Origin of the sequence: Proteus appendicitidis, assembly GCF_030271835.1 — a bacterium.
GTDB classification, from domain to species: domain Bacteria; phylum Pseudomonadota; class Gammaproteobacteria; order Enterobacterales; family Enterobacteriaceae; genus Proteus; species Proteus appendicitidis.
The window spans coordinates 1,292,749-1,305,793 of record NZ_CP127389.1 but is presented as its reverse complement, the minus strand read 5'-3'; the positions used below and the strand labels follow the sequence as shown (position 1 = coordinate 1,305,793).

Sequence of the window (13,045 nt, the reverse complement as noted above, 5' to 3'; positions counted from 1 at the left end):
AAGCCAAATACACATATTCTTAAATAAACATAATAAATTAAAACAAAATATAATTTCATTAACTTATTGATTTATGAAAAATAAATTCCACAAATAGAGATAAGTTGAAATTAAATCTATTTTTTTAGATGAAGAGCACAATATTTGATAAAATCAACTTTATTTTATTGACCTGATTTACTCATACCTTTAAGTTACCTGTTACAACAAAATAAATGTAAATAATAATTTACAACATAATGACTTTTTAATTATTCAAATATCTTTCAGTTACAGGGAATTTTTATGCAGACTTCATCCCGCAAGCTCCCCTTTTATCGTGTGTTATATGTCCAAGTAATTATCGCTATCATTCTGGGTATTCTGCTGGGCCATTTTTATCCTGATGTGGGTGGATCTTTCAAACCGCTAGGTGATGGTTTTATCAAAATCGTCAAAATGATTATTGCACCTGTGATTTTCTTAACTGTAGTCACAGGTATTGCTGGCATGAATAATATGAAAACAGTAGGAAAGGTAGCTGGTAAATCAATGATTTACTTCTTAACCTTTTCGACTATTGCGCTGATTATTGGATTAATAACCGCGAATATTATTCGTCCTGGTGATGGTTTAAATATCTCTCCCGAATCATTAGATAGTAGTCGAGTAGAAATGTATGTCACACAAGCACACAGTTCTTCTCTTGTTGATTTTTTAATGAATATCATCCCAGATACTATCGTTAGCCCATTAGTTAACGGCAATATCTTACAAGTATTGTTTGTTTCTGTGATTTTTGGCCTAGCATTAGCATCAATAGGTTCACGGGGTGAACCTGTATTAAAATTCTTACAGCATCTTTGCGACCCGGTTTTTAAGATGGTGGGTATGCTAATGAAGCTAGCACCTATTGGTGCCTTTGGTGCCATGGCTTTTACAATAGGTAAATATGGTATTTCTTCTATTGGCAATTTAATGTTGTTAGTGATTACCTTTTATCTTACTGCATTACTTTTTGTACTCGTAGTATTAGGTGCTGTTGCCAAATATAACGGCTTCTCCATTCTCTCTTTAATTAAATATATTAAAGATGAGTTATGGTTAGTATTAGGTACCTCTTCATCTGAAGCTGCCCTCCCCACATTAATGAGTAAAATGGAGCAACTGGGCTGTAAAAAATCTGTCGTTGGTTTAGTTATTCCAACGGGTTATTCTTTTAATTTAGACGGCACCAATATCTATATGACCATGGCAGCTTTATTTATCGCTCAAGCAACAGGTGTTGATTTGTCATTAACAGAACAAATTACGTTACTGTTTGTTGCTATGATCAGCTCAAAAGGTGCTGCGGGTGTTACAGGAGCCGGTTTCATTACTCTTGCCGCAACATTATCGGTTGTTCCTAGTGTTCCTGTTGCTGGTATGGCATTAATTCTAGGGATTGACCGCTTTATGTCAGAGTGTCGTGCATTAACTAATCTTGTGGGTAATGCTTGCGCTTGTATTGTTGTCGCTCGTTGGGAAAATGCCTTAGACAAAGAGAGAATGAATGGTGTTTTTAGTGGCAAAATATCAAGAGAAGACTTTGCCGATGATAAATTAGTCTCTGATAATGTAAATGAAGAACCTCATTATGTGAAAGTCACTGAGCAATAGATTAGGCTTTTTCTTAACTCAATTTCTTAACTTAATAATGATAAAAGAGAGTGTTTAAATAAATACTCTCTTTTTATTATGCTATTCATTTTTAATTAAAATGCTACTGACAATTATTGTCACTTTAATGGATTAAAATAAGTGTAATAGAAAAATATCTTTAATGACTTTTTAAAAAATACTCATCCCATTTGATACCGCAATATTAAATCTATAAAAAAGGTGCCCAAATTGAGCACCTTTTATTGTTATATTTCAATTAATATAACCGAGTATTTAATCTTTCTTATTCCATCCACTCAGTATGGAATACGCCATCTTTATCAGTACGTTTATAAGTATGCGCACCAAAGTAGTCACGTTGAGCTTGGATTAAGTTTGCTGGTAACACTTCTGCACGATAGCTATCGTAGTAAGAAATAGCTGCAGAGAATGTTGGAGTAGGAATACCCGCTTGCACGCCATAACAAACAACATCACGCAGAGCTTGTTGGTAATCGTCAGCGATTTGTTTAAAGTATGGCGCTAACAGCAGATTTGCAATGTTTGCATCTTCGTTATAAGCATCTGTGATTTTTTGTAGGAATTGAGCACGGATGATACAACCCGCACGGAAAATCTTCGCAATTTCACCGTAGTTTAAATCCCAGTTATATTCGTCTGACGCTGCTTTCAGTTGCTGGAAACCTTGCGCATAAGAGACGATTTTACCTAAATACAGTGCACGACGAACATTTTCAATAAAGGCTTTTTTATCACCAGAGAATGCTTTAGGTGTAGGGCCAGATAATACTTTAGAGGCAGCAACACGTTGATCTTTTAATGAAGAGATATAACGAGCAAATACAGACTCAGTGATAAGAGTAACTGGCACGCCTAGGTCTAAAGAGCTTTGGCTAGTCCATTTACCTGTACCTTTATTTGCCGCTTCATCAAGAATAACATCAACAAGGTATTTACCTTCGTCATCTTTTTTACGGAAAATATCAGCTGTAATTTCAATCAGATAGCTACTTAATTCGCCTTTATTCCACTCAGTAAAGGTTTCTGCTAATTCTTCATTAGTTAAACCTAATGAGTGTTTTAATACTGAATATGCTTCTGCAATCAGTTGCATATCGCCATATTCGATACCGTTATGAACCATTTTCACATAGTGACCTGCGCCATCAGCACCGATATAAGTTACACAAGGTTCACCTTCAGCAACAGCCGCAATTTTTTCAAGGATAGGAGCAACTAATTCGTAAGCTTCTTTTTGTCCGCCCGGCATGATTGAAGGACCTTTTAATGCACCTTCTTCACCACCAGAAACACCGGTACCAATGAAGTTAAAGCCTTGTGCTGATAATTCACGGTTACGACGAATAGTATCTTTAAAGAAAGTATTTCCGCCATCGATAAGGATATCGCCTTTATCTAAATGCGGTGTCAATGCAGCAATTGTTTTATCCGTTGCTTCACCCGCTTTTACCATTAATAAAATACGGCGCGGTTTTTCTAACGAATCAACAAACTCTTCAATAGAATAATTCGGAACCAGTTTTTTACCTGGATTTTCAGCGATAACTTCGTTGGTTTTATCGCTTGAGCGGTTGTAAATAGATACAGAATAACCACGGCTTTCAATATTTAGCGCAAGGTTACGTCCCATAACTGCCATACCAACCACGCCGATTTGCTGTTTTGACATGAAAATAACTCCCGTCTGAAAATAAACCTGCCAGTATCAATGTACTGACAATTTGTTAACCTGATCACATAGTAACTCACTCTCTCACTTGGTGGTAGTTATTGATGTAATTGGTATCACAATCTTTTAGACAAAATGAAATTATTCCTCTACTACTGATAATAATTTATTGAAAAATTCCTTCAAATTGCTCATTATTCTCAAGTCGGCATATGCCGTCTTTATAGAAGGTAAAACAAACTGTATGGAATGGATCTTAGATCCGACAATCTGGGTAGGGCTTTCCACCTTAATTGTTCTCGAAATCGTACTTGGTATTGATAACCTTGTTTTCATTGCTATTCTGGCAGATAAACTCCCAGCAAAACTAAGAGATAAAGCTCGTGTAACCGGCTTATTGTGCGCCCTTGTTATGCGGATTGTGTTGTTATTTAGTCTCTCTTGGCTTATCACTCTGACAAAACCTCTTATTACACTGTTTGATCATCCTTTCAGTGCAAGAGATTTAATTATGTTGCTCGGAGGGATATTCTTGCTGTTCAAAGCCACTATGGAGCTTAATGAACGACTAGAAGGTAAAGATCACGACGAAGGGAAACAACGCAAAACGACCAGCTTTTGGTCTGTCGTTGCACAAATTATCGTGCTGGATGCGGTATTCTCGCTTGACTCAGTGATAACCGCTGTTGGTATGGTTGATCATTTAGGCGTTATGATTGCGGCTGTTACTATTGCAATGTCCTTGATGATCCTTGCAAGTAAGCCTCTAACAAATTTCGTCAATAACCACCCAACTATTGTTATCTTGTGTTTAAGCTTCTTGCTGATGATTGGTTTTGCATTAGTTGCCGAAGGCTTTGGCTACGCCATTCCAAAAGGTTACCTATATGCAGCGATTGGCTTCTCTATCATGATAGAAGTCTTTAATCAGCTTGCACAATTTAACCGTCGCCGTTTCTTATCGGCTTCTCGCTCTTTGCGTGAACGTACAGCAGAAGCGGTGCTACGTATTATTAATGGTAAGTCTGAATCTTCTGAATTAGATCCTCACACATCTGATTTAGTCTCCAGTTCAGAAGAAGTGTTTGATCCTCAAGAACGCCAAATGATTGTGCGTGTGCTTGGTTTAAGCCAACGTAATGTTAACAGTATCATGACGTCTCGCCATGATGTTGAATACGTAGACTTAAATGCAACACAAGATGATATTCGCCAATTATTGGAGAAGGAGCCTCACTCTCGTCTAGTGATCACTGATGAACAATACAGTGATGAACCTGTCGGCGTTGTTAATGTTATTCAACTGCTGAATCAACAATTACGTAATGAGCCATTAAACTTACGCTTATTAGTGACACAACCGTTGATCTTCCCTGAAGGTTTATCATTGTTACAAGCATTAGAACAATTCCGTAGTGCGCATACTCACTTCGCATTTGTTGTTGATGAATTTGGCTCGGTAGAAGGGATCGTGACACTCACTGACGTTATGGAAACTATTGCGGGTAATTTGCCTGTTAGTTCTGAAGAAAACGATTCACGTCATGACTTGGTTCAAAACGAAGACGGCTCATGGACTGTAAACGGTTTTACACCACTTGAAGACTTAGTACTCTATGTTCCAATCAAACTGGATGAAAAACGTGAGTATGAAACCTTAGCTGGCTTATTAATGGAGCATTTACAACGTGTTCCAACCGTTGGTGAGAAGATCCTTATTGATGGCATTGAATTTGAGCCATTAGAAGTGAACAACCATCGAATTAATAAAGTTCGAATTGTAGAGCCTAAAACTGACGATAATGAGGACGTGGACGAAGCGTAATCTCAATTAGTTCTCTAAATATCCGCCTTTATGGCGGATATTTTTTATCTGAAGACTACTATGTCTACTGAAAAATATGCATACCAATATCATTGTTAAAATCGTTTGGTTAACCTCTATTGAGGGAGGAAGACAATCACCCCCACCTTTAACTGGTTTTTATTATCCAACGACTCAACTGCCTAATGAGCCAAATAGTTGGAGCCTTGCGATTGAAATCACTCACACACAGCAAGAGTCTGAACATTGGATAAGTGAGGGCTATATGCAGTTTCTTGTTGAACATGCTCCTCATCACTTATTAGAAGAATTAGAAAAAATTGAAATTTATGAAGGCTCTAAAAAAGTTGCAGATATTTTTATTCGATTTAAATAATCATCTAATTCATAAATTAAATATCGTTAGGCGGGAAACAGGTAATAACGTTGATGAAACGTAATATAGATTATTTTTAATAAAATGCTTTCCAGAGATCTTTAGGATTTGTTTTTTCGTTTAAGATATAAGGATCATGAGCATCTATTTTACACTGCGCTACTATTTCCTCTGGCCAAATAGGACGACGACTGGTTAATATTGCAATATAACGTGGGATACTAATAATAAAAATAATTGGAGACATCAATGGCATTAAAATTTTTAACAGCCCTTTAAATAGCGTGCTGACATAAAAGAACGTAAATCCATAACTCTCTTTTTTATTGGCTATGGGCAAACAAAACTCCACTTGCTGAATAAGGTGTTCCGGTCTCTCTTCCATATAACGGCGAATAAACTCCCAATGATATTTTAGCAATTCAAAATTACCGGTGGAGGCAGGAAGGCAAAAGGTATCAATAATGGTTTTATTATCATCAGCAAGTACATGACCACTAATATAATAGTCATTTTTCATACTCTTCGCGTAATCAAGCCCCGTGGTAAAAAAGACTTTTTCCCAGGGAACGGTAATAATAGAGCCATCAGTACGAAAAGCGTAAACCATCTGATTCTTACGATCAAAGCGTATGGGATAATGTGTCCATGCAAACCATTCTGTTTTCAATAAAGAGAACATAAAGAATCCCATTACAAGAAATAGAGATCCTATAATAATAGTAGATACTATATTTTCTTTAGAAAATTGCTGAAAAAATATAAAATAAAAAATAATCCATAATGCACTACCTAAAAATGCAGTAGTACCTAAGGAAGAAAAAAGACTCACAAATCCTTTTGAAGAATAATATTTATCCACCATTTCAAGATAATGAGAATTTACTGCAATCACTTTTACATCTGGAATCAATTCTTCATTTTCTAAATCAATACGGCTATTTTGCTCCAGCTTACCGGCTATTTCTTCATTATTTAATGGGCGATTAAGCTTAAATAAATCACAATCAAAATTAAATATAAGTTTTGATATAGAAGTAATATTTAATTCTATGGAGACAACTTATAGTATAAATATAGTTAATTACTCAATATGCGTGTAAAAATACAAGCATTAAATTTAATTATTTATTTATGAATGTTATGAGATTATATCAGGTAGGTTGCTTTTAATTTTATCCAATAAAAAAAACGGGCTTTGTTTTGATACAAAGCCCGCCAATAAAATTTAAAACAATAATTTCAGATTAATTCAATACGATGAAAATTAACCTAAAGTACTTGGTACAAGAATTTCAGTAGCAACAATGACAATAACAAGACCGACTAACACAGGTACAGAAACACGTTTCATCACTTCGAAAGGTGAAATTTTTGCCATACCTGATACCGCAACCACAACACCAGAAACGGGTGATAATGTACGACCTAAGTTTGAAGCTTGTAACATTGGAATGGTTAAATAAGCTGGGTTAACACCCATATTGCTTGCTAAACGAGGAATTAATTCAACGAACGCATAGAATGGTGCGTTACCAGAGCCAGTAGTCATTGCCGCTAACATCGTAATTAATACCAGTGCAATCATCATCACAATCGCACCGGAGCCTAATGACTGAGCACCTTCAATTAATGCATTGATAAAGCCAACGGTTGTTAAACCTTGAGCAAATACCCCTGCTGCGACTAATAACATCACAACTTGTGCAAATGCGTCTGCCATACCGCGGTAAGCTACTTCTAAACCTTCAAAAACTTGTTTTGCGCTAAAGCTACGAATAAATTCGATAACAGCCGCTAAAATCATACAGATAATAATAATGGCAACAATATGAAGCTCTGGTAACCATTTACCATCAAAAACAAGAACACCGATAATTGGCGTGAAAGGCAAAATTGCATAGAAACTTGGTGCGTGAGTTTTGATCTCATTCACGTCTAACATTTCTGTTTCGATATGCTCTTTACGGTCAAGATAACGCTGCCAGAAGAAGTGAGCAATACACATACCAATAATTGCAGCAATGGAAATAGGCAACGTGGTTTTAAATGCGAAATCAATCAGTGGCATTTGAGACGCTTCAGCGGCTAAAATAACATCACCTGATGTTGGTGCTAAAATAATAGAAGCTGGAGACGCACAGATTGCAGCCGCCGCTCCGCGGCTAATTCCCATATTCACCATAACAGGGAACAGCGTTGCCATTAATAACACACCTAGCCCTGTTGCTGATGAAACAGCCAGTGACATCAAACATGCAACGATATAAGCCGCCACCATCAGCAGATAAGGTGAATTAATCATTTTTAGTGGGCGTGAGGCTAATTTTACAACAACATCATTAGCACCAATATGCGTCATATAAGAGGCAAAACCACAAAGTATCATGATCATCATACCTAAATCGCCACCACGGCTCATTAGTAGATTTTTCACATACTCGACAATATCAATTAAACCGTAGCCTGTTGCAGTCGCACTCGCAGGTAAAACAGCCCTTCCCATAATTACGCTGATGATCAGTAATAACAGACCACCCGTCATTAAAACGCCTGTTGGTGAATAGCCTTTTACGATATAACGTCCAACACCTACGGCAACTAAGGCGCCGATAAGAATTTCAATCATTTATTTATCCTGTCTAAAATAGTCATTTATAAAATGAAGTTTTTTATTTTTATCATCATTTTTGCGTTTAGTGCGATTGACACACTCTGCCCAAAGGCAACGTTGCAGTGTATGACATATATCAAAAAAAACGACTATTTTTTTGTATATACATAGCACGAATGCTTACTTTTCATTCAAAACATAAATTAAATGATAGATATAAAGCAAAAAGCACACAATTATCAAAATAGTGTGCTTTTATTAAGAATGTGATGAAGTTAAAAATCGTGAAACTAGATTTTCTTCAATAGCTGATTAAGCGCCTTTACTTCAGGGCTTTCAGCATCTTGTTTATTTAGCCAATTATCGATAGCTTGTTTGGCTTTTTGCTGTAATTGATCGCGCAATAATTTTTCAATATTAAGTTCATATTGAATAGCATTCCAATCACCATAAAGCCTTAGTGGAATTTCAATTTTAGCCAATTGGCGGATAAATTCGTTTTCTTTGCCCCAACCTTTTTTGATATTAACAAATAACATCACATCAAGATCATGACGTTGAAGATCTACTTTGCCCTGCCCTTTAATTTGATAAGCCTCTGCTTGAGCATCAAGTGAATTAACGGTTACTTTTCCTTTTGGTGCTAACTTAAATTGGGCAATCACATTATCTGCTTGGGTATAACTTTCGATATCTTCAGGGTAAATCACTTTATCTGTCGCTTGAGCGACTGATTGCTGAATAACCTGTGGTACATTTAATCCCTGCATTTTAAATTGGGTAACAGAGGTATTAAGTGTACCTTGCCAATAATGATAAAAAGCTTTTCGGTTATATCCCGTTCCTTCTAAATTCCCTTTTGCTGAAATTAATCCACTGAAATTTTCAGGTTGATTAAAGACACGCAATAGTGGCTGTAATGGAATATTGTTCATTGTGATATCCATGCTGATATGCGCTGGCACAATGCTTGTTGAGATAACCGTTGGCAGTGAAAAATCACCTTGAAGGATTTGTCCTGTTAAGGTTTGAATATTCAGTGAATTAGGGTTATTTAACGCATCAAGTTTAAAATTGTTAATTTCTAAATCTTTATAAAGAAGCTTATTCAGGGCTAATTTCAAGGTAAACTCAATATCACCCCAATGCGTTAAATCATATTCTTTATTTTCAATGGTAACTGAAGTAATAATCGGTTTTGCCATAATAGTGGCATTCGGTGCGGGTGCCGCATAAGCAGAGTTAAATAATGAAAATGAAGAAGATGCTGAATTCTTTATAACAGGTGTTGAACGTGCCATTTCTGTTATTTTTGTCGGTGCTAATTCAGGTAATAGTGTATTTAAATTTAACACATCACCGCTTAATTCAGCTTGATAACGTGTTTTTTTATCAAATTCAGCGCTAATACGGCCTTGTAATTGGCTGTCGTTTGCCGTGAGATTTAAATTATCAAGAGATATCGCCTTGATACTGTCATTTTTAATGGTGAAATCAGAGGATAACCCCCCTGAGATCCCATTTTCAGGAAGCTCAGTACCAGACAAAATATAATCTAGCTGTGTAATTTTGCCGTTAATTTGATAAGGGTAAGCGCTCATATCCGCATTAGCGTTAACATTAAGCATTACCTCACGACGGTCACGATTCACTTTCGTGCTCATCTCAAGGCTAACTTGTTTTTTCTCGTCTGTTTTCAACGATATATCAATATCACGTAAATTAAGTTGCTCACCGTCTTTCATTTGCCAAATAATTAAGCTGTCTGAAATTTTTACTTTGGCGATGTTCAACTGCCAATTATTGGCTCTAGGTTCGACAACTGGGCGAGAAATATCGCGAGGAATAGAAATTGGTGATACTTTAGGAATAGCTTTACTTTCAGGTGTTTGGCGAACTACGGCACCTTTAAGCATAACTTCTTTTACCTCAAGTTGATGAGAAAGTAGCGGTAATAATTCAACATCAAGACGCATATTATCGGCAGTAATAAAAGGCATTTCAGCACCGGGTGCTGTCAATGACATCTTACCACTGATAATGCTTAACTTTGGCCACACATGCCAACGCATATCATCTTGTAATGTGAGTTTATAACCGCTTTGTTTTTCAACCCTTTCAACAAGGTATCCACGGAAATCATTCGGGTTAATGAGTAAAACTAACGCTGTTAAGCCTGCCAAAATAACCACAAGCAAAATAGCCAGTGTTGTCAAGAACCTTTTCATATAATTACCCGCTTAATGAACATGATAATGACGATTATAAAGATAGTTAATCTTCACTAATCCGACTACCAACCGCACCTTGTTGATTTTTATATTTTGCATCTTGACGACGATTATAAGGTCTATCAGCAGAACCCGACATAGGTTCAAAGCTTAATGCACCAATAACCATACCCGGTCTTAACGCGAGAGGAAGTTTACCTGAATTAAAAAATTCTAATACGATTTGTCCATGCCAGCCAGGATCAATGCGATGAGCAGTAACATGCACCATTAAACCTAAACGAGCTAATGATGAGCGTCCATCTAACCATCCAACAACATTATCAGGCAAAGTGACGGATTCAAGTGTCACCGCTAACGCTAATTCACCAGGATGCAAGAAAAATGCTTCACCTTCAGGTAACACAATTTCATCACTCATTACACGTTCTAGTGCAGCGTTTACTTCAGCCTTAGGACCACTCAAATCAATATAAGCAGCAGTATGACCTTGGAAAACACGAAATTGATTTCCTAAGCAAACATCTGCTGTTGCGCCGTTAATTCGCTCGACGGGCGGGCGGGGTTCAATGACTAATTTACCTTCATCCAGCCACTGAATAATATCACGGTCGCATAATCGCATTTTATTTCCTTCTTCAAGTTAAACAGGCAGTTTCATCATGCATGAAAGCTGCCCACAAATGAACCTATTATTCGCAGAACTGCCCAATTTTTGCTTTCAGAATATCAATCGCAACGCGGTTTTTACCCCCTCTAGGTACAATAATATCGGCATATTGTTTAGAAGGTTCAATAAACTGGAAGAACATAGGACGAACGGTTTTATTATATTGTTCAATGACTGAGTCTAAGCTACGTCCACGTTCATTCACATCACGTTTAATTCTGCGCATTAAGCAAATATCTAATGGCGTATCAACAAAGATAGAGAAATCCATCTCTTCACGCAGGCGTTTATCTGTTAATAACAAGATGCCTTCAATAATAATAACTTTTTTAGGTTGAAAAGGAATGGATTCTGCTTTGCGAGTGTGAGCAACGTAGTCGTATTGAGGGAGTTCGATGGTTTTTCCTGCTTTTAGTTCACACAAATGCTGATATAAAAGTGCGTGATCCATCGAATTTGGGTGGTCATAATTGACCTTATATCGTTCTTCCATCGTTAAATTACTTTGGTCACGATAGTAACAATCTTCTGGTATCACCCCGATATTATGATCACCTACTTGCGCTCTTAATTCGCGGTAAAGTGTACTTGCAATAAGACTTTTACCCGAAGCAGATGCTCCAGCGATACCTACAATTGTGCACTGATGTGCTGTGTCAGCCATAATCAAAAACCTGGTTTGAAATAAAAAGAGGGATAACGTAATAATATGTAAATATTACGCTAGCGCAGATTATAGTTTTGAAATCACTCTGGTTCCAGCGTAAAACCAGAAATCTATTCGTTTTTTATCAAAAACAGTCGGAAATTGCATGTAAAAAATGGAAAGCCAGATGGCTCTCCATTTAAATCAGCAAATAATTCAACGTATTTTTTTACTGTAATTACACTGCGCGGAAAGAAATTTCCGTTGGGATTGCATCACCATCCCAATACATTTGAGCAGATACTGTTGACGCGATTTCGCGATAAATATCAGCAAACTCGCCTTCAGGATCACGCATTACTGTTGGTTGCCCGCGATCTAAGTCTTCACGTAAAGAGATATGAAGAGGAACTTGACCTAATAATTGGCAATGATACTTTTCTGCCAATTTCGCCGCACCACCTGTACCAAAGATAGGTTCAAGGTGACCACAGTTACTACAAATATGTGCGCTCATGTTTTCAATAATACCTAATACAGGCACATTGACTTTCTTAAACATGACGATCCCTTTCATCGCATCCACCAGCGCGATATCTTGTGGCGTTGTTACCACAACCGCAGCGGTTACAGGGATATTTTGCGATAAGGTTAGTTGAATATCACCTGTTCCCGGTGGCATATCGATAACCAGATAATCCAAGTCAGGCCACAGCGTATCTTGGAGCATTTGCATTAATGCTTTGCTCGCCATAGGACCACGCCATACCATTGCATTATCATCTGTAACTAAATAACCGATAGAGTTAGACGCTAAACCATAAGCCATAATCGGTGCCATATGTTGTCCATCAGGAGACGTTGGACGCTCCATTGTGGTACCCAACATATTCGGAATAGACGGCCCATAAATATCAGCATCAAGAATACCTACTTTAGCACCTTCTTGTGCAAGCGCTAATGCAAGGTTAACTGCTGTACTTGATTTACCAACGCCACCTTTACCAGAGCTAACAGCAAGAATATTACGTACACCATTAACGCCCGGCAGATCATTTGCACGGCGTAAGGTTGAAATATTGTGCTTGAGTTTCCATTCAATGGCTTTTGCACCAGTGATGTTGCGAAGTTCAGATGTTTTTTCTTCGATTAGGGCTTGGAAAGGCTTTTTCCAAACAAATGGCATCACTAACTCGATATGAAGAACATCGTCAATCATCGCACATTGATGTAATGCTTTTAGAGAAAGCAGATTACGCTTCAATGTCGGGTGTTCAAAAGTAGACAAGACACCTGAAACTTTTTCGTTCAGAATCTCAGGGGTGGTCTGCTCGGGGGATTTATCACTCATC

10 protein-coding genes are annotated in these 13,045 nt (G+C 37.3%); 3 read left to right on the top strand and 7 right to left on the bottom strand.

Going from position 1 to position 13,045, the window contains the following annotated elements; all coding sequences use genetic code 11:
• The first annotated feature begins 285 nt into the window (after window positions 1-285).
• Complete coding sequence (locus QQS39_RS06005) at window positions 286-1,638, top strand: dicarboxylate/amino acid:cation symporter (RefSeq protein WP_285805555.1); 1,353 nt, start codon at window positions 286-288, stop codon at window positions 1,636-1,638.
• A 286-nt stretch (window positions 1,639-1,924) separates the two neighbouring features.
• Here the strand turns inward: QQS39_RS06005 and gndA are convergent, their stop codons facing one another.
• On the bottom strand, window positions 1,925-3,331 hold the full coding sequence (gene gndA, locus QQS39_RS06000; RefSeq protein WP_069368813.1) for an NADP-dependent phosphogluconate dehydrogenase: 1,407 nt from the start codon (window positions 3,329-3,331) through the stop codon (window positions 1,925-1,927).
• A 244-nt stretch (window positions 3,332-3,575) separates the two neighbouring features.
• Here gndA and QQS39_RS05995 point away from each other — a divergent pair, with 244 nt between their 5' ends.
• Together QQS39_RS05995 and QQS39_RS05990 are read left to right on the top strand one after the other, a co-directional pair.
• Window positions 3,576-5,156 carry a TerC family protein gene (locus QQS39_RS05995; protein WP_151434654.1) on the top strand — a complete coding sequence of 527 codons (1,581 nt, stop codon included), beginning with the start codon at window positions 3,576-3,578 and terminating at the stop codon, window positions 5,154-5,156.
• Between the two features lie 76 nt (window positions 5,157-5,232).
• The gene (locus tag QQS39_RS05990; RefSeq protein WP_151434653.1) at window positions 5,233-5,532 is read left to right on the top strand and encodes a hypothetical protein; all 300 of its coding nucleotides are present in this window, start codon (window positions 5,233-5,235) and stop codon (window positions 5,530-5,532) included.
• 76 nt (window positions 5,533-5,608) lie between these two features.
• Here QQS39_RS05990 and QQS39_RS05985 read toward each other — a convergent pair whose 3' ends face one another.
• The 6 genes from QQS39_RS05985 to apbC form a co-directional block, all read right to left on the bottom strand.
• Window positions 5,609-6,214 (bottom strand): DUF6708 domain-containing protein, encoded by a 606-nt coding sequence (locus QQS39_RS05985; protein ID WP_285805554.1) that lies wholly within the window; start codon window positions 6,212-6,214, stop codon window positions 5,609-5,611.
• Between the two features lie 585 nt (window positions 6,215-6,799).
• Window positions 6,800-8,161, bottom strand: a complete 1,362-nt coding sequence (dcuC, locus tag QQS39_RS05980; protein WP_109409728.1) for an anaerobic C4-dicarboxylate transporter DcuC — start codon at window positions 8,159-8,161, stop codon at window positions 6,800-6,802.
• 275 nt (window positions 8,162-8,436) lie between these two features.
• Entirely contained in the window at window positions 8,437-10,374 is a 1,938-nt protein-coding gene (asmA, locus tag QQS39_RS05975) for an outer membrane assembly protein AsmA (RefSeq protein WP_285805553.1), read from the bottom strand.
• Window positions 10,375-10,420: 46 nt separating this feature from the next.
• Window positions 10,421-11,002, bottom strand: coding sequence for a dCTP deaminase (dcd, locus tag QQS39_RS05970; protein WP_006537532.1), 582 nt, complete (start codon window positions 11,000-11,002; stop codon window positions 10,421-10,423).
• Window positions 11,003-11,069: 67 nt separating this feature from the next.
• Window positions 11,070-11,711 (bottom strand): uridine kinase, encoded by a 642-nt coding sequence (udk, locus tag QQS39_RS05965; RefSeq protein WP_151434650.1) that lies wholly within the window; start codon window positions 11,709-11,711, stop codon window positions 11,070-11,072.
• Between the two features lie 220 nt (window positions 11,712-11,931).
• The gene (gene apbC, locus QQS39_RS05960; protein WP_151434649.1) at window positions 11,932-13,044 is read right to left on the bottom strand and encodes an iron-sulfur cluster carrier protein ApbC; all 1,113 of its coding nucleotides are present in this window, start codon (window positions 13,042-13,044) and stop codon (window positions 11,932-11,934) included.
• Between the last annotated feature and the right edge of the window lies 1 nt (window position 13,045).